The 15,457-nt window shown below is 70.4% G+C and carries 18 protein-coding genes and 2 pseudogenes; 2 read left to right on the top strand and 18 right to left on the bottom strand.

Going from position 1 to position 15,457, the window contains the following annotated elements; all coding sequences use genetic code 11:
* Positions 1 to 39: 39 nt before the first annotated feature.
* Positions 40 to 288 (top strand): annotated as a pseudogene (locus EFK10_RS52920) (peptidoglycan DD-metalloendopeptidase family protein); the annotation flags it as partial.
* Between the two features lie 149 nt (positions 289 to 437).
* Here EFK10_RS52920 and EFK10_RS37275 read toward each other — a convergent pair.
* The 18 genes from EFK10_RS37275 to proS all read right to left on the bottom strand — a co-directional run bounded on the left by EFK10_RS37275 (position 438) and on the right by proS (position 14,870).
* Positions 438 to 995 carry a TetR/AcrR family transcriptional regulator gene (locus EFK10_RS37275; protein ID WP_127360080.1) on the bottom strand — a complete coding sequence of 186 codons (558 nt, stop codon included), beginning with the start codon at positions 993 to 995 and terminating at the stop codon, positions 438 to 440.
* An 81-nt stretch (positions 996 to 1,076) separates the two neighbouring features.
* Positions 1,077 to 1,922, bottom strand: a complete 846-nt coding sequence (whiG, locus tag EFK10_RS37270; protein ID WP_127360078.1) for an RNA polymerase sigma factor WhiG — start codon at positions 1,920 to 1,922, stop codon at positions 1,077 to 1,079.
* A gap of 279 nt (positions 1,923 to 2,201) precedes the next feature.
* Positions 2,202 to 3,401, bottom strand: a complete 1,200-nt coding sequence (gene dprA, locus EFK10_RS37265) for a DNA-processing protein DprA (protein WP_127360077.1) — start codon at positions 3,399 to 3,401, stop codon at positions 2,202 to 2,204.
* A complete protein-coding gene (locus EFK10_RS37260) occupies positions 3,401 to 5,011 on the bottom strand; it encodes a YifB family Mg chelatase-like AAA ATPase (protein ID WP_127360076.1) in 1,611 nt (536 codons plus the stop codon). Before EFK10_RS37260 ends, dprA begins: the two co-directional genes overlap by 1 nt.
* Entirely contained in the window at positions 5,011 to 5,376 is a 366-nt protein-coding gene (locus EFK10_RS37255; protein WP_127360075.1) for a YraN family protein, read from the bottom strand. The genes EFK10_RS37260 and EFK10_RS37255 overlap by 1 nt, the downstream gene beginning before the upstream one ends.
* A gap of 87 nt (positions 5,377 to 5,463) precedes the next feature.
* The gene (locus EFK10_RS37250) at positions 5,464 to 5,790 is read right to left on the bottom strand and encodes a DUF2469 domain-containing protein (protein ID WP_127360074.1); all 327 of its coding nucleotides are present in this window, start codon (positions 5,788 to 5,790) and stop codon (positions 5,464 to 5,466) included.
* A 39-nt stretch (positions 5,791 to 5,829) separates the two neighbouring features.
* On the bottom strand, positions 5,830 to 6,312 hold the full coding sequence (locus EFK10_RS37245) for an NUDIX hydrolase (RefSeq protein ID WP_240677708.1): 483 nt from the start codon (positions 6,310 to 6,312) through the stop codon (positions 5,830 to 5,832).
* 12 nt (positions 6,313 to 6,324) lie between these two features.
* Positions 6,325 to 7,206: a signal peptidase I gene (gene lepB, locus EFK10_RS37240; protein ID WP_127360072.1), complete on the bottom strand. Its 882-nt coding sequence runs from the start codon at positions 7,204 to 7,206 to the stop codon at positions 6,325 to 6,327.
* Positions 7,207 to 7,266: 60 nt separating this feature from the next.
* Positions 7,267 to 8,142 (bottom strand): signal peptidase I, encoded by an 876-nt coding sequence (gene lepB, locus EFK10_RS37235; RefSeq protein WP_127360079.1) that lies wholly within the window; start codon positions 8,140 to 8,142, stop codon positions 7,267 to 7,269.
* Positions 8,063 to 9,136 carry a signal peptidase I gene (gene lepB / locus EFK10_RS37230; protein WP_127360071.1) on the bottom strand — a complete coding sequence of 358 codons (1,074 nt, stop codon included), beginning with the start codon at positions 9,134 to 9,136 and terminating at the stop codon, positions 8,063 to 8,065. The genes lepB (EFK10_RS37235) and lepB (EFK10_RS37230) overlap by 80 nt, the downstream gene beginning before the upstream one ends.
* Positions 9,129 to 9,746, bottom strand: coding sequence for a signal peptidase I (gene lepB, locus EFK10_RS37225; RefSeq protein ID WP_127360070.1), 618 nt, complete (start codon positions 9,744 to 9,746; stop codon positions 9,129 to 9,131). The genes lepB (EFK10_RS37230) and lepB (EFK10_RS37225) overlap by 8 nt, the downstream gene beginning before the upstream one ends.
* A 51-nt stretch (positions 9,747 to 9,797) precedes the next feature.
* Positions 9,798 to 10,148, bottom strand: a complete 351-nt coding sequence (gene rplS, locus EFK10_RS37220; RefSeq protein ID WP_127360069.1) for a 50S ribosomal protein L19 — start codon at positions 10,146 to 10,148, stop codon at positions 9,798 to 9,800.
* A 129-nt stretch (positions 10,149 to 10,277) separates the two neighbouring features.
* Positions 10,278 to 11,102 carry a tRNA (guanosine(37)-N1)-methyltransferase TrmD gene (gene trmD, locus EFK10_RS37215; protein WP_127360068.1) on the bottom strand — a complete coding sequence of 275 codons (825 nt, stop codon included), beginning with the start codon at positions 11,100 to 11,102 and terminating at the stop codon, positions 10,278 to 10,280.
* A 2-nt stretch (positions 11,103 to 11,104) separates the two neighbouring features.
* A complete protein-coding gene (gene rimM / locus EFK10_RS37210) occupies positions 11,105 to 11,665 on the bottom strand; it encodes a ribosome maturation factor RimM (RefSeq protein WP_127360067.1) in 561 nt (186 codons plus the stop codon).
* A gap of 92 nt (positions 11,666 to 11,757) precedes the next feature.
* Positions 11,758 to 11,997: an RNA-binding protein gene (locus EFK10_RS37205; protein WP_127360066.1), complete on the bottom strand. Its 240-nt coding sequence runs from the start codon at positions 11,995 to 11,997 to the stop codon at positions 11,758 to 11,760.
* A gap of 2 nt (positions 11,998 to 11,999) precedes the next feature.
* Positions 12,000 to 12,431, bottom strand: coding sequence for a 30S ribosomal protein S16 (gene rpsP / locus EFK10_RS37200; RefSeq protein WP_127360065.1), 432 nt, complete (start codon positions 12,429 to 12,431; stop codon positions 12,000 to 12,002).
* Positions 12,432 to 12,655: 224 nt separating this feature from the next.
* Complete coding sequence (locus EFK10_RS37195; protein ID WP_127360064.1) at positions 12,656 to 13,246, bottom strand: hypothetical protein; 591 nt, start codon at positions 13,244 to 13,246, stop codon at positions 12,656 to 12,658.
* Positions 13,247 to 13,457: 211 nt separating this feature from the next.
* Positions 13,458 to 14,870 (bottom strand): proline--tRNA ligase, encoded by a 1,413-nt coding sequence (proS, locus tag EFK10_RS37190; protein ID WP_127360063.1) that lies wholly within the window; start codon positions 14,868 to 14,870, stop codon positions 13,458 to 13,460.
* Between the two features lie 221 nt (positions 14,871 to 15,091).
* On the opposite strand from proS, the pseudogene EFK10_RS37185 reads away from it, so the two are divergent.
* A pseudogene (locus EFK10_RS37185) lies at positions 15,092 to 15,457 on the top strand (SAM-dependent methyltransferase); the annotation flags it as partial.

Genomic DNA, 15,457 nt, shown 5'->3' with positions numbered 1-15,457 from the left:
CGGGGGCGCCCCGTCGTGGAGCGCGGCTTCGACCCGCCGATGTCGCGGTGGGGCGCCGGGCACCGCGGCGTCGATCTGCGCGCCGGTCCGGGTGCCCAGGTGCGGGCGGCGGCGCCCGGGCGGGTCACCTTCGCGGCCGCGGTGGCCGGGCGGGGGGTCGTGGTGATCCGGCTGTCGGTGCCGGGCGGGTTGCGGATCACGTACGAGCCGGTGCGGGCCTCGGTGTCGGTGGGCGACGAAGTGGCTGCCGGTGCGGTCGTCGGCACCCTCCAGGGCGGCGTCCCGTCGCACTGCGCCGGCGGGTGCCTCCACTGGGGTTTGTTGCGGGGCTCCGTCTACCTGGACCCGCTGTCACTGCTGCCGGCGTCGATGCTGCGTCTGGGGCCGTCCCGGTTGCTGCCGGTCTTCGGTGTCCCGCTCCCGCCCGCGACGTGGGGTCAGCCGCGCACGCCGCGCAGGGCCATCGCCACGGCGGCCGCGGCGATGGTGCCGGGGTCCTCCGCGGCGCCCAGCTCGATACGCCGCACGGCCGCGTCGACGACTCCCTGGAGCAGCAGCGCGCTCAGCCTGGGCTCGGCGTGCCCGAGGGCGCCAAGCGCCTCGACGACCATGGCCACCAGACCACCGTGAGCCGCGCGGATCTTTTCCCGCGCGCCCGCGTCCAGCTCGCCGGAGGAGATCGCGACGACCGCCCGGTGCCGCCGGTCACCGACCAGCGCCAGCTGGCTGCGCACATAGGCCTCGATCTTGGCTTCGGGGTCGGCGACAGCCGCCATCGCGTCCTCGACCTCGGCCGCCCAGACCGGGAAGTCCACCGTGCACAGCTCTTCGACGACGGCCGCGCGCGAACGGAAGTACTCATAGACAGAGGAGCGCGCCAGCCCGGTGCGCTCGGCGAGAGCGGGGAAGGTCAGGGCTTCCGTGCCGCCCTCGGACAGCAGCGAACGGGCGGCGTCCAGAAGGGCGTCGCGCTGCATCGACCGGTGCTCGGCCACCGAGGCCGCTCGAATCTTGGGCACGGCACCACTGTACGGAATCTGTGCGGCGGTCCGGGGCCGCGTCGGGCATCGGCCGGCTCAGCGGCCGACATCGGCCAGTTTCGCGCGCAGCTGCAGCACGGACTTGGTGTGGATCTGACTGACCCGGCTCTCGGTGACCCCCAGCACCTGGCCAATCTCCGCCAGCGTGAGCCCCTCGTAGTAGTACAGGGTGACCACGGTCTTCTCCCGCTCGGGCAGTGTGTTGATGGCCCGCGCGAGCAGCCGCCGCAGCTCGCGGTCCTCGGCGACCTCGACGGGGTTGTCCGCCCCGGTGTCCTCCAGGGTGTCCACGAGGCTGAGCCGGTCGCCGCCTTCGCCCCCGACGTGCAGCAGCTCTTCGAGGGCGACGACGTTTGCGAGCGAGAGCTGGCTGAAGACCCCGTGCAGCTCGTCCACGCCGATGCCCATCTCGGCGGCGACCTCGGGCTCGCTGGGGGTGCGCCGCAGCGAGGCCTCGAGGGTCGCGTAGGCACGCTCGACGGCCCGGGCCTTCTGCCGAACGGATCGCGGAATCCAGTCGAGCGCCCGCAGTTCGTCGATCATGGCGCCGCGGATGCGAGTGATCGCGTACGTCTCGAACTTGATGGACCGCTCGGGCTCGAACTTCTCGATGGCGTCGATGAGTCCGAAGACCCCGGAGGAGACGAAGTCCGCCTGCTCGACATTGGCGGGCAGGCCCACGCTGACCCGGCCGGCCACGTATTTCACCAGCGGCGAGTAGTGCAGGATCAGCTGCTCCCGCAGCCGTGCGTCCCCCGTGGACTTGTATGTCCTCCACAGCTCGTCGAGCGAGGTGGGTGCTGCGGGCCGCGGGGTGTGCGGGGTGCTGCGGGCGGCGACTGCCGCCATCGCGCGGTCGGGCCCGGGGGTGTGCTGGGGCATGCGTGGTTCTGAGCCGTTCTGCTGTGATGTGGGGGACGGTGATGAGGAGTCGAGGCGCGATGAGCGTAGCGTGACCGGAGCGTCGCCGATTGCTACGAACGTCGTGCGAGGTGTCGCCAGAGACGTTCCGCAGTGCGACCCGGGACGAGGGGGCCACGAGGGCGCGTTCTGTGAAGTCAGGGTGTTGCTGTCGCAAAATGCCGCGTTCTGCCGACACCCCCATAAACTCGTCACCCGACCGGCCCAGGTCAAGAACCGTGCTGTCACCTGATGGTGTGTTCATTGCGGTTCACGCTCCCCCACCGGCCCGTCTGCCCGGTTGAGGGCGGCCAACCGCCACCGCTCGCCGTGCCGTTCGACGAATCCGAGTGCCTGCAATTCGTAGAGCCTGCCGAGCGTGTCGTCGGTGGTCACGCCCGCGGAGCGGGCAATCTGTCCGCCGTCGGCCCCGCCCTGGCCTGGCACCGCCTCCAGCACGCGCGCGGTGTCGGCCGGCAGCAGATCCCGGGCCACGACCGGGCCTCGTCGCTCGGGCGCGAGGTCGGCGCCGATGCTGCCGACCAACTCGGCGACCTCGCGTGCGTCGGTGACCAACGCCGCTTCCCCGCACAGGAGTTCATGCACGCCCTGCGACAGGCTCGAGGTGCAGGGCCCTGGCACCCCCATCACGAAACGGCCGAGCTGACGGGCCCGGCGGGCTGTGATCAGGGAGCCGCTGCGGTACTGAGCCTCGACCACCACCGTGCCCCGGGTCAGCGCGGCGATCACACGGTTACGCATGACGAATCGGCTGCGGGTGGGATGCGAGCCTGGCGGCAACTCGCCGATCAGCAGGCCCTGTTCGCCGATGCGTCCGATCAACTCGGCGTGCCCGGGCGGGTACGGGACATCGACCCCGCAGGCCACGACGCCGACGGTGGCGCCGTCCACCGACAGCGCGCCCCGGTGCGCCGCGCCGTCGATGCCGTACGCCGCCCCCGAGACGACGATCCAGCCGGCCTCGGCCAGGTCGGCGGCGAGCCGGGAGGCCATGTGCGCGCCGTAGTCTGTACAGGCCCGGGCGCCGACCACGGCGACCGAGCGCAGCGCCCACATCCGCAGAGAGGGCCGCCCCCGCACCCACAGGCCGTACGGGCGCTGATCGCCCAGGTCGTCCAGCTGCCCCGGCCACTCGGGGTCCCCCGGACAGATGAAGCGGCCGCCCAGCGCCTCCGCCGCCGCCAAGTCGCGCGCCGGGTCCACCCGCTGCCCCCGCAGCCGGTAGCCGGCCAGCCGGCGCTCGGAGGCCCGGGGCAGCCGTTCCCCGGCGACGAGTGCCCGGACGACCTCCTGCGACCCCCGCTCCCGCAGCCAGGCGCCGACGATCTCGTCACCGGGGTCGGCGATCCGGGTCACCGCGATCCGTGCCAGTCGCTCCTCCGGGGACGGCGGCCCGGCGGTGCCCTCCGTATCGAAGAGGTCGAACAGTGTGTCCGTCATCAGATCTCCCCCATCGCCAGCGTCGCAACGCCGCGCCGCACCCCGGTGCGCAGTTCGAGGGCGCGGGCCATGTCGACCCCGTCCGGGCGGTCATGGGCCGCCAGGTCCGCCACGGTCCAGGCCACGCGCAGCACCCGGTCGAGTCCGCGGGCGGTGAGCAGTCCGCGCTCCATGTCCTGCTCGGCGGGCCGCATCGCGCCCGGCGACATGGGCCAGCGCGTCCTCAGCTCGTGTCCCGGCACCTCGCTGTTGGTCCGCCACGGGGTGTCCCGGTACCGGGCGGCGGCCCGCTCTCGTGCCTCCCGCACCCGGGCGGCCACGGTCCGCGTGGACTCCGACTCCCCGACGTGCCTGATCAGCTCGGAACGGCTCACGGGCTCGACGTCGACCCGCAGGTCGACCCGGTCGAGCAGCGGACCGGACAGCCGCGCCTGATAGCGGCGGATCATGCTCGCCGTGCAGTCACAGCCGCCCCCGAGGGAGCCGTGCCGGCCGCAGGGACACGGATTCGCCGCCAGGACCAGCAGGAACCGGGCGGGCAGCCGCACCACCCCGGCGGAGCGGGCGATCACCACATGGCCCGACTCCAGCGGCTGACGCAGCGCCTCCAGCGCCTGCCCGCTGAATTCGGGGGCCTCGTCGAGGAAGAGAACGCCCTTGTGCGACAGCGAGACGGCTCCGGGTCTGGGCAGTCCGTTGCCCCCGCCGACCAGGGACTGCATCGTGGCCGAGTGGTGCGGGGCGCAGTAGGGCGGGATGTCCACCATCGGCTTGCCCGGCGGCAGCATCCCGGCGACCGAGTGGACCGCGGTGACCTCCAGCGACTCCTGCCGGGTCAGCGGTGGCAGCAGCCCGGACAGCCGCTCCGCCAGCATCGTCTTGCCGGCCCCTGGCGGCCCCTTCAGGTAGATGTGGTGGCCCCCGGCGGCCGCGACCTCCAGGGCCATCCGGGCGGCCCCCTGCCCGGCGACGTCGGACAGGTCCGAGGCAGCCGAATCGGCGAACCCGGCGCCGATGCCCGCACCCGGCACCGCCAGGCCAGCCAGCATCGGGTCGGGGCGGCCGTCGCCCGGGGCGTCGTCCTCCTCCGGGGCCAGCTCGTCGTTGAGCAGGGCGATGAGCTGCCGCAGGCTCCGTACGCCGAGCACCGACACCCCGGGGACCAGCGAGGCCTCGGCGGTTGTGCGGTCGGGCACGACGACATGGCGGTATCCCGCTTCGGCGGCAGCGAGGACGGCGGGGAGCACTCCGCGCACGGGCCGCACCCGACCGTCCAGCCCCAGCTCGCCGATCATCATCAGGTCGGCGATGTCCTCGGGGGCGATCCGTTCGTTGGCGGCGAGAACGGCGCACGCGACGGCCAGATCGAAGCCGCTGCCGCCCTTGGGCACGGAGGCGGGGCTCAGGCCGACGGTGAGCTTCTTCTGGGGCCAGACCTCACCGCTGTTGACGATGGCGGCCCGGACCCGGTCGCGGCTCTCGGTAAGGCTCTTGTCGGGCAGCCCCACCAGGGTGAAGGCCGCGACGCCCGGCTCCAGGTCGGCCTGGACCTCGACGACCACGCCCTCCACGCCGAGCAGGGTCACCGAGCACGTACGGGCGAAGCCCATCACGCCACCCCCCGCGCATGCTCGACGCGCGCCGCGCCACGCTCGGGCACCAGCACGCCGACAAGGTCGATACGGACCCCGCCCGGGGGCACGTCGCCGCCGCGATCGGCCAGCCATCGCTCGGCCAGCCGCCGCAGCCGCTCGGCCTTGCGGGGACCGACGGCGTCCATCGGGTGCTGGTAGTCACCCTGTATGCGGGATTTGACCTCGCAGATGACCACCGCGTCGCCGTCCTGGGCGACGATGTCGATCTCGCCTTCCCGGCATCGCCAGTTGCGCGCCAGCACATGCATGCCTGCGGCGTCGGCGAGCCAGCGGGCCGCCAGGTCCTCCCCGTACCGGCCCAGTGCTCCTCGGGCGTTCATCAGCACCACCTCCGTCACTCACTGTGACGGAAGTCGCGCCCTCGAGATGATCTTGATCGCCCCCTGTGGATAACCCGGGCGGATCACTCAGCCGCTGAAGCCGGACTCGTCCTGGGGCAGATCCAGATCCGACTTGTTGAGCTCCTCGATGTTCACGTCCTTGAACGTGAGCACCCTCACCTGCTTCACGAAGCGCGCCGGCCGGTACATGTCCCAGACCCACGCGTCGGCCATCGACACCTCGAAGAAGACTTCGCCCTGGACCGAGTGCACCTGCATCTCGTAGTCGTTGGTCAGGTAGAAGCGCCGCTCGGTCTCGATCACGTATTTGAACAGGCCGACGACATCGCGGTACTCCCGGTAGAGCTTCAGCTCCATCTCGGTCTCGTACTTCTCGAGGTCCTCGGCGCTCATGGCATGTTCCCCTTCAGCCGTTCGTCCCCCCATTGTGCGTCAGTCACGCTCAGTCCCCAGGCGAATCGGGGATCGCGGGGGTCCTTCGTCAAGCAGCGTGCGCAGCAGCCCGGCGAGCCTGGTCGGATACACCGTCTCACGCGCGCGGAGAAGTTCCTCGCAGGTCCACCAGCGCAGCTCTCCCACACTGCGCCGCTCCAGCTCGGTCTGACCGTCCGGGCGGACCTCAGTGGCCTCGGTACGCCCCAGGAAGTACCACTCGTCCTGCTCCCACCTGCGCCCGTCGAAGTCGAAGGCGAAGGTGCCCTCCCACAGCACCGGCCCGAGCCGCACCGATGTGATTCCGGTCTCCTCGGCCACCTCGCGGCGCGCCGCCGCCTCCAGGCTCTCGCCGGTCTCGACGCCCCCGCCGGGCGTGAACCACCAGCGCACGGCCGGATCGGCGGGCTCGAAGCCGTACAGCAGCAGGATCCGGTCGGACGGATCGAGGAGTACGACCCTGGCGGCTCGCCGACGCGTCACCTGCGCCGTCACCTAGCTTGCCGCCCGGCGCGTACGCCGACGACCCAGCACACCCGCCACGGGCCCGTAGGCCGCGCCGCCGAAGATCAGCACCACACCGGCCACGATCGCACTCACCACCCACGTCAGCGGACCGGGCTGCGACGTCCCCCCCGCGAGCCCGGCAAAGGCATCGGTCCTGCCGATCATGCCCATCCGGCCGAGCGGCCATGCGGTGGCGTCGACTCGGGCCTGGACCGCGCTTCGCGGTACGGAGCCGCCGTCGGCGTCCGTCAGCCGGACCCGGGAGTCCTCGGAAATCGCCCGGTTGTCGCCCAGCAGGAAGAGGTCGCCCTTGGGCACCGTGGCCTGGAAGCCGGTCGGCGAGGCGGGCCCCTTGGTGTCGTTCAGGTAGGGCTCGTCGATCGCCTTGCCGTTGACCGTCATCCGGCCCTGCTTGTCGCAGCAGGCGACCTTGTCACCGCCGACCCCGACCACCCGCTTGACCATGGGGACGTCGCCCCACAGCGAGTCGGTGAAGATCACGATGTCGCCCCGGCGCACCTGCGAGCCGTCGATCCGCTGCGCGAGGATCTTGTCCCCGACACCCACCGTGGGAACCATCGACCCGGTCGGCACGGTGTACGGACGGTAGACCACCGCCCCCCAGACGAATCCGCCCAGGAACAGCACGCATCCCAGCGCGACGGCCAGCCCGGAGATGATCTGTCCGGACCGGCCGCCCGCCGGGCCTGCCGCCTTCGCCTTGCCCGCGCCTGTGCGGGCACCGCTACCGGCGCCGCTGCGTGCTCCGCTGCCTGTGCCGGTGCGTGCGCCGCTACCCGCGCCGTTGCGGGCGCCGGTAGGCGTCCCGCCGCCGGCACCCGCCGTACGTGTCGAACTCTCGCCGCTCATGGGTCCGCACCCTACCCGGCGGTACGGCCCTCGGTCAGCCCTTGGATGCCACCTCGGGAGTCACCCGGCGGCGGTGAACTTCCGCCTGCGCACGAATACCAGCGGCACAGCGCCCGCGAGCGCCACCACGTCGGGCGCGGAGATCGCGGCGGCCGACGCCTGGTTGTTGATCCCGGGCTGGTCGAAGGTGGACGGGGTCGACAGCACCTCCCAGCGGTTGATCGGCCAGGCGACCACGATCGCGCGGCCCACGACCTGGGATACCGGGACCATGCCGTTGCGGCCGTCCGACTGGTTGTAGCGCGAGTCCCGCGAGTCCTGGCGGTGGTCGCCGAGCACCCAGATGCTGCCCTTGGGCACCTTGAGGGGGCCGAACGGCAGGTCGTCACACGGCGTGCTGCCCGGGTAAAGGTACGACGACTCGTTCAGGGCGACGCCATTGACCTTGACCTTGCCGCCCTTCTTGCACTCGACCGTGTCCCCGCCGACCGCGATGACCCGCTTGATCAGGTCCTTCTCCTCCGCCGACGGCATCAGGCCGATGAAGCTGAGGAACTTCTGGACCGGGTTCGGGGTGGCGGTCGGGGTGTCCTGCAGCCAGCCGCCCGGGTCGTGGAAGACGACGACCTCGCCGCGCTCCGGCTGGGAGCCAAACCAGGGCGTCAGCTTGTCGACCAGCACCCGGTCGCCCTCCTGCAGGGTGTTCTGCATCGAGGCGGAGGGGATCGAGAACGCCTGCACGAGGAAGGTCTTGATGAGCAGGGCGAGAACCAGCGCGATGCCGATGAGGATGGGCAGTTCCTTCCAGAAGGAACGCGGCTTCTTCGCCTTCCCGCTCTTGCTCAACTCATCACCCTCAACCGCGGGTGAAGGGCCTGCGCCCTGGTCGACCCCATCTTCGGGTTCTTCGTGTCCCGATCGTGCGCCGACCGACAAATCCCTCACGTCCACTCCTTACTCTGCGCTGCCACTTGGGCTGCCCCCGCGCGCGGCGCAGGCCCACCACTCCCATAACGAGCGGGAGTTCCGCAGGGCTCGGGAGGAGGATCGTTCTGTATCGACGATCTTCTGAGGACACACTAGGGGACGCGGCGGCCGCAGTGGCCGAGGTGCCACCGGCGGCCGGCACGGAGGCGTAGGTCGACGGCTCCGAGAGCTTCGTCCAGTCGCTCATCGGCCAGGCGATCACCACGGCCCGTCCGACGACCCCGCTCTCCGACACGGTGCCGCTGAAATCCTGCTGGTGAAAGCGGGAGTCCGCGGAGTTGGCCCGGTGGTCGCCCATGACCCAGAGCCGTCCCTCGGGCACCTTTACCGAGAACTCGCTGTCCGACGGCTTGTTGCCGGGGTAGATGTACGGCTCATTGAGCGCCACGCCGTTGACGGTGACGCGGCCCTGGGAGTCGCAGCACTTCACCGTGTCGCCGCCGACCGCGACGACCCGCTTGATCAGGTCCTGCTCGTTGGCCGAGGGCAGCAGGCCGATGAAGGTCATCGCCTCCTTGACCTGCTTGATCACCACCGGGTCGTTGGCCGTCGTGGTCTGCTCGCCGTCCAGCCAGTGACCGGGGTCCTTGAAGACCACGACGTCACCGCGCTTCACCTTGTTGCCGAACCACGGGGTCAGCTTGTCGACCAGCACCCGGTCGCCGATCTTGATGGTCTGCTCCATCGACCCCGAGGGGATCACGAAGGCCTGAACCAGGAAGGTCTTCAGGACCAGCGCGATCAGCAGGGCGACGACGATGAGGATCGGCACTTCCTTCGCGGCCGAACGGCGCCGCTTGCGCTTGACCTTCTTGGCCAGCTTGCGGCGTTCGGCCCGCCCTCCTGCCCGGCGCGCCCGCGGCTGGTCGTCGGAAAAGCCGTAGCCGTCGTCGTCCCCCGGCATCCGGTCCCCGCCGTCCCGCGGCCTGCCCCGGTTACCCATCTGCCCGGTCCAGGGAACGCCGGTGGCTCAGCGGCCATACGATCCACTCCGCCCGGCCGATCACCTTGTCGACCGGTACGGTGCCGCCCCCGGGATCGCCGAGGTGATCACGCGAATCCCGGGAGTTGTCACGGTGATCGCCCATCACCCACAGCCTCCCGTCAGGCACCTCGATATCGAACGGTACCCGGGACGGGCGCTCCCCGGGGTAAAGGTACGTCTCGGCCAGCGGAGTGCCATTCACGGTTATCCTGCCCCGCTTGTCACAGCAGGTGACCCGGTCTCCGCCGACGCCGATGACCCGCTTGATGTAATCGGATCCGCCCGACTCCTGCACAAACGACCCCTCGCCGTCGAACACCACGATGTCGCCCCGCCGTGGCGAACCGCCGAAACGGTACGCCAGCTTGTTGACCACCACCCGGTCCCCGATCCGCAGGGTGTTCTCCATGGATCCGCTCGGGATCACGAAGGGCTGCACCACAAAGGTATTGACCAGGAACAGGACGGCGGCGCAGACCACAGCCAGCAGCGCGTACCGATACGTACGTACGCCGAAGCGCGACCGCTCAGTGCGGTCGCGCTTCGGGAGGTCTGTCTCAGTGTCCATCGACCGCAGAGCCTATACGGACCGGCTTTGTGCCCCGACGGAGTGCGCGACTCAGTTGTCGCGCTTCTCCTTGATCTTGGCGGCCTTGCCGCGCAGCTCACGGAGGTAGTACAGCTTGGCGCGACGGACGTCACCGCGGGTCACGACCTCGATCTTCTCGAAGATCGGGCTGTTCACCGGGAAGGTGCGCTCGACGCCGACGCTGAAGGAGACCTTGCGGACCGTGAAGGTCTCGCGGACGCCCGAGCCCTGGCGGCGGATGACGACACCCTTGAACTGCTGCACACGGGCGCGGTTGCCCTCGATGACGCGGACGTGGACGTTCACGGTGTCGCCGGGGCGGAACGCCGGAATGTCGGTGCGCACCGAGGCGGCGTCGACGGAGTCGAGCAGGTGAGACATGATGGTCTGCTTTCTTCACCGATGCCACAGGTCATCGGCGGAATCTCGGAATGGTTTACGGGAGCCGCACCACCGGGCGGACGTCGTTCCCCCTGTGGCAGGGGCGCACGCCGGACGGACAGCAGCGGCCTATTCTTCCACGGCCTGCGCGACTCGCCCAAATCCGCCGTCCGCCCGCTCCGCCCAGCCCAGCTCGGCGAGCAGTTTGCGGTCCTGCTTGTCGAGTGTCGCCGGGTCGCAACGCTCGATCAGATCGGGCCGGTTGATGGTGGTGCGGCGGAAGGCCTCGTCGCGCCGCCAGCGGGCGACCTTGCCGTGGTGGCCGCTGAGCAGCACCTCGGGCACCTCGCGGTCCCGCCAGACCGGGGGCTTGGTGTAGACGGGTCCCTCAAGCAGGTCGGCCATGGCGCCGGGGGCGAAGGAGTCGTCGCGGTGCGACTCGGCGTTGCCCAGGACGCCGGGCAGCAGGCGGGCCACCGCCTCGACGATGACCAGGACCGGGGCCTCGCCGCCGGCCAGGACGTAGTCGCCGATGGAGACCTCGCGCACGTCCAAGCACTCGCCGTACGCCTCGATGACGCGCCGGTCGATGCCCTCGTAACGGGCCGGGGTGAAGATCAGCCAGGGCTGCTCGGACAGTTCGACCGCCAGCTCCTGGGTGAAGGGCACCCCGCTGGGGGTGGGCACCACAAGCACGGGCCGGGCGTCGCCCTCTCCGCCCTCCCCCGACTCCAGGACGGCGTCCAGCGCCTCGCCCCACGGCTCGGGCTTCATGACCATGCCTGGGCCGCCGCCGTACGGGGTGTCGTCCACGGTGTTGTGCTTGTCGTGAGCCCAGTCGCGTAGGTCGTGGACGCGTACGTCCAGCTGCCCGCGCTGCCGCGCCTTGCCGACCAGGGAGACATTCAGCGGTTCGAGGTACTCGGGGAAGATCGTGACGACGTCGATCCGCATGGCTACTCTGCCTCGCCGGCTTTGCCGGTCCCGCCGGTCCCGCCGGCCTCACCGGCCTCGTCCAGCAGGCCCGGCGGCGGGGCGATGACCACCCGCTGCTCCTCCAGGTCGATCTCCGGGACGATCTCCTCCACGAAGGGGATCATGACCTCGCTGCCGTCGGGCCGCTTGACGATCAGCAGGTCCTGGTAGGGCAGATGCGTGATCTCGGTGATCCGGCCGACCTCGGTGCCGTCGACGGTCACCACGTCGAGGTCCATCAGCTGATGGTCGTAGAACTCCTCGGGATCCTCGGGTAGCTCCTCCGGGTCCACGTCCGCGATGAGCAGCACATTGCGCAGCGCCTCGGCGGCGTTGCGCTCCTTGACGCCCTCGAAGCGCAGCAGCAACCGGCCGCTGTGCACCCGGCCCGTCTCGATCGTCAGCGGGCCGGCCGACGCCGGGTCCGTGGCCAGTACGGCGCCCGGCCCGAGCCGCAGCTCCGGCTCGTCGGTGCGCACCTCCACCGTGACCTCACCCTTGATGCCGTGGGCGCGGCCGATCCTGCCGACTACCAGCTGCACTGCGGTTCTCCTGTTGCTCTACGGAATACGGACACGGGCCGGGGACGGCTGCATGAGCCGTACCCCGGCCCGTGCCGGTGCTTCGTACCTGTTCAGCGAACCTCGTCCACATCGACCAGGTCGACGCGGATACCACGGCCGCCGAGTGCGCCCACGACAGTACGCAGGGCGCGGGCGGTGCGGCCGTTGCGGCCGATCACCTTACCGAGGTCCTCGGGGTGAACCCGGACCTCCAGTACCCGCCCGCGACGCAGAGTGCGCTCGGCCACCTGCACGTCGTCGGGGTTGTCGACGATGCCCTTGACCAGGTGCTCAAGGACCTCCTCAAGCACGCTCAGGCCTCGGTCGACTCGGCCGAGGCCTCGGCCTCAGCGGGCTTCTCGGACTTCTTCGCCTTGGGGGTGATGGCCTCACCCTTCGGACCGTCGCCCGCGGCGGAGGTCGCGGACTCGAAGAGGGCGCGGTGGTCGGCCTTGGGCTCGGCGACGAGCAGCGGCGCCGGGGCCTCGAGGCCCTTGTACTTCTGCCAGTCACCGGTGAGCTTGAGAATCGCGAGCACGGGCTCGGTCGGCTGCGCGCCGACACCCAGCCAGTACTGCGCACGCTCCGAGTCGACCTCGATGCGCGACGGGTTCTGCACCGGGTGGTACAGGCCGATCTCCTCGATGGCCCGGCCGTCACGGCGGGTACGGGAGTCGGCGACGACGATGCGGTAGTGAGGCGAACGGATCTTGCCCAGACGCTTCAGCTTGATCTTGACTGCCACTGGAGTGGGGTCTCCTGGTCTTGACGTGTTTGGACGTGACGGAGCACCACGTGGGGTTGTGGTTCCCGAACGTCCGATGGACGCGTCAGCCGAAGGAGAGAGGGGTCCTGTACGACTGCCGAGTGCTCAGCTGACCATTCTGCCATACGGCGGGCACACTGCCGCACGCCCCGTACGCACGTCCTTGCCGTGCGACAGGGCCGTCCGGCAGAAAGCCGAGCCGCTCACGCCACCGCCGCGGCCTCCGGGATGCGGAACGGGGTGCCACACGCCCCGCAGACGATCGGCGCCTGCGCGAGCACTGACGGTACGACCCGGACGTTCCGCCCGCAGTCGCACACCGCCTTCACGCGTACGCCGCCGCCGGACGAGCCGTGCCGGGCCGCCGGACCGCGGAAGCTGCGGGCGGTGTCGGAGGCGGTCGCCACGGTGTGGGCCTTGAGGGCGCGCTGGAGTCTGTCGATCGTGGCTCGATAGCGCCTCTTCGTGTCGGGGCGCAGCTGCACCAGCGAGAAGCCGCTGCTGGGATGCGGCTCCTCGGAATGGTCCAGTCCGAGCTCGTCAGCGATCGCCAGGAAGCGTCGGTTGTGGTAACGGCCGGCGCGCGAGGTGTCACGGATGCCGCGGGCGGCGGCGACTCCGTGCACGGCCTCGTGCAGCAGCCGTTCAAAGGAGAGCTCGGTGCCGCAGGCGGACGAGGACTCTCCGATCAGGGACTCTGGGGCGGCCAGATCCGGCAGTTCGGGGTGGTGCCGTTGAATGTCGGCCCACGCGACTGCAAGCTCGGCGGCGAGAACTGGTGGTGTCGTGCTCACGCCGTGACAACGAGCCGGGACCGCCCGGTGTTCCGATTCCGGGGCATCCCAAATAATTTGCACTCATGGGTCAGTTCTGAGTGATTCCCATGACTGAGGGCGGGTGCGGAGAACAGTGGAGAACCCGCGCACCCGCCCCTAAGCCGGGACGTACTACCGATTACGTACGTCGGTTTTCAGTCACTCCGCCGAACTGGCAGCCCATTGGCCGTCAGTATGCCCGCGCGACGATCGCGACGGTACCCGGCGCGTCGTCCGCGACCGGCACCGAACCGTCCTCGGCGACCAGGCAGCGTACGGAGACGCCCTGCTCGGCGAGCTTGGCCTCGCCCTCCGCGCCCAGGTCGGCCCACGGGATGCGGCCCCAGCCGGTGACGGCGGCCTCGGCGGCCTCCTCGATGGTCGCCACGTCGACGGTGCGGGACTCGCGGCGCTCGCGCGCCTCGCGCAGCAGCGTGGCCTGGTCCTCCTCGAGCACCGTGGGGAGCAGTGCCTCCAGCGCGTCGAGGGACACCGGCTCCTTGCCGCCAGGGATCCGGCGGGCCAGCATCGCGGTGCCGTTCTCGAGGTCGCGCGGGCCGACCTCGACCCGTACGGGCACGCCCTTGAGCTCCCAGTCCACGGCCCGGCGGCCGAACGGGGTGTCGGTGCGGTCGTCCACCTGGACGCGGATGCCGGCCGCCTTCAGCGTGGCGCCGAGCTCGCGGACCTTCGCGATGACCGCGTCGTCGCCCTTGATCGCCAGCACGACCACCTGAACGGGTGCCATGCGGGGCGGGACCCGCAGGCCGCTGTCGTCGCCGTGCGACATGATCAGGCCGCCGACCATGCGGGTCGACGTACCCCACGAGGTCTGCCAGACCAGCTCCTGCTTGCCCTCGCCGGACAGGTAGGAGGTGTTGAAGGCCTTGGCGAAGTTCGTGCCCAGCTCGTGGCTGGTGCCCATCTGCAGGGCCTTGCCGTCGCCCATCATCCCTTCGAGGGTGAGGGTGTTGATCGCGCCGGCGAAGCGCTCCCGGGCGGTCTTGCGGCCGAGGACCACGTCGACGCCGAGGAAGTTGATCATGAAGTCGCCGTAGACCTCACGGTGGATCATGTCGGCGTACTCGCGGGCTTCCTCGTAGGTGGCGTGCGCGGTGTGCCCCTCCTGCCAGAGGAACTCCGTCGTGCGCAGGAAGATCCGCGGCCGCATCTCCCAACGGACCACATTCGCCCACTGGTTGATCAGCAGCGGCAGGTCGCGGTAGCTCTGCACCCACTTCGAGAAGTACTCGTTGATGATCGTCTCGGAGGTGGGACGTACGACGACCGGCTCCTCCAGCTCCTTGCCGCCGCCGTGCGTGACCACCGCGAGCTCGGGGGCGAAGCCCTCGACGTGCTCGGCTTCCCTGGTCAGGTACGACTGCGGGATGAAGAGCGGGAAGTAGGCGTTCTGGGCTCCCGCGCCCTTGATGCGCGCGTCCATCTCCTGCTGCATCCGCTCCCAGAGCGAGTACCCGTACGGTCGGATGACCATGGTGCCGCGCACCGGCCCGTTGTCGGCCAGCTCGGCCTTGTTGATCAGGTCCTGGTACCAGCGCGGGAAATCGACCGCCTGGGGGGTGAGTACGGGAGCCTTTGCCATGGCGCGATGGTACGGCGAGGCGACTGCGAAACGTGAATCGGCGTATGAGCAGGGAGTGATCGGAGCGTATACAGGGCGCACACAAGCAACCGCCCCAAACCTCTGGACTCCGGGCCGGAAGGGGAGTTGTCTGGCTTTCGGGGACATGCACGACGCACGTGTGCATCACGGGGGTTGGACGGCAGGCTGCGAATCGGATTCGGCGGATTGGGGCTGGCTCGATGACACCTACGCTCGCACGCTCACGCGGTGCCGGTACCAAGGCCCGTGACTGGGCCGAGATCCAGGAGCGCATGCTCGTTCCGCTCTACGACGCCGTGTACGACCGCCTAGGTGTCGGCCCCGGTACGCGGCTGCTGGGCCTGGGGAGTGGTTCGGGGCTGGCCCTGCTGATGGCGGCTGCCAGGGGTGCGGCGGTCACCGGCTGCGAGCCGGACGAACAACGGCTGGCCCTGGGGCGGGAGCGGCTGCTGCCGGAGCCGCAGTGGGGTGCGGCGGCGCGCGGGCGGGCCTGGCCGGCCGCCCGGCTGCTGTTGGGCGGCCCCGAGCGGCTGCCCGCCACCGCCGGGCCGTTCACATTAATCACC

It is taken from the genome of Streptomyces soli (assembly GCF_003999195.1).
GTDB lineage: Bacteria > Actinomycetota > Actinomycetes > Streptomycetales > Streptomycetaceae > Actinacidiphila > Actinacidiphila soli.
The sequence above is the reverse complement of the archived record's forward strand: the minus strand, read 5'-3'. Positions and strand labels throughout refer to the sequence as shown.

What these genes read in the sequence shown, in the direction of transcription:
- lepB (WP_127360071.1), bottom strand. Translation starts at nt 9,136, where the DNA reads ATGGGTAACCGGGGCAGGCCGCGGGACGGCGGGGACCGGATGCCGGGG.
- EFK10_RS37260 (WP_127360076.1), bottom strand. Translation starts at nt 5,011, where the DNA reads ATGGGCTTCGCCCGTACGTGCTCGGTGACCCTGCTCGGCGTGGAGGGC.
- lepB (WP_127360072.1), bottom strand. Translation starts at nt 7,206, where the DNA reads ATGAGCGGCGAGAGTTCGACACGTACGGCGGGTGCCGGCGGCGGGACG.
- whiG (WP_127360078.1), bottom strand. Translation starts at nt 1,922, where the DNA reads ATGCCCCAGCACACCCCCGGGCCCGACCGCGCGATGGCGGCAGTCGCC.
- dprA (WP_127360077.1), bottom strand. Translation starts at nt 3,401, where the DNA reads ATGACGGACACACTGTTCGACCTCTTCGATACGGAGGGCACCGCCGGG.
- EFK10_RS37250 (WP_127360074.1), bottom strand. Translation starts at nt 5,790, where the DNA reads ATGAGCGCCGAGGACCTCGAGAAGTACGAGACCGAGATGGAGCTGAAG.
- lepB (WP_127360070.1), bottom strand. Translation starts at nt 9,746, where the DNA reads ATGGACACTGAGACAGACCTCCCGAAGCGCGACCGCACTGAGCGGTCG.
- rplS (WP_127360069.1), bottom strand. Translation starts at nt 10,148, where the DNA reads ATGTCTCACCTGCTCGACTCCGTCGACGCCGCCTCGGTGCGCACCGAC.
- trmD (WP_127360068.1), bottom strand. Translation starts at nt 11,102, where the DNA reads ATGCGGATCGACGTCGTCACGATCTTCCCCGAGTACCTCGAACCGCTG.
- EFK10_RS37255 (WP_127360075.1), bottom strand. Translation starts at nt 5,376, where the DNA reads ATGAACGCCCGAGGAGCACTGGGCCGGTACGGGGAGGACCTGGCGGCC.
- proS (WP_127360063.1), bottom strand. Translation starts at nt 14,870, where the DNA reads ATGGCAAAGGCTCCCGTACTCACCCCCCAGGCGGTCGATTTCCCGCGC.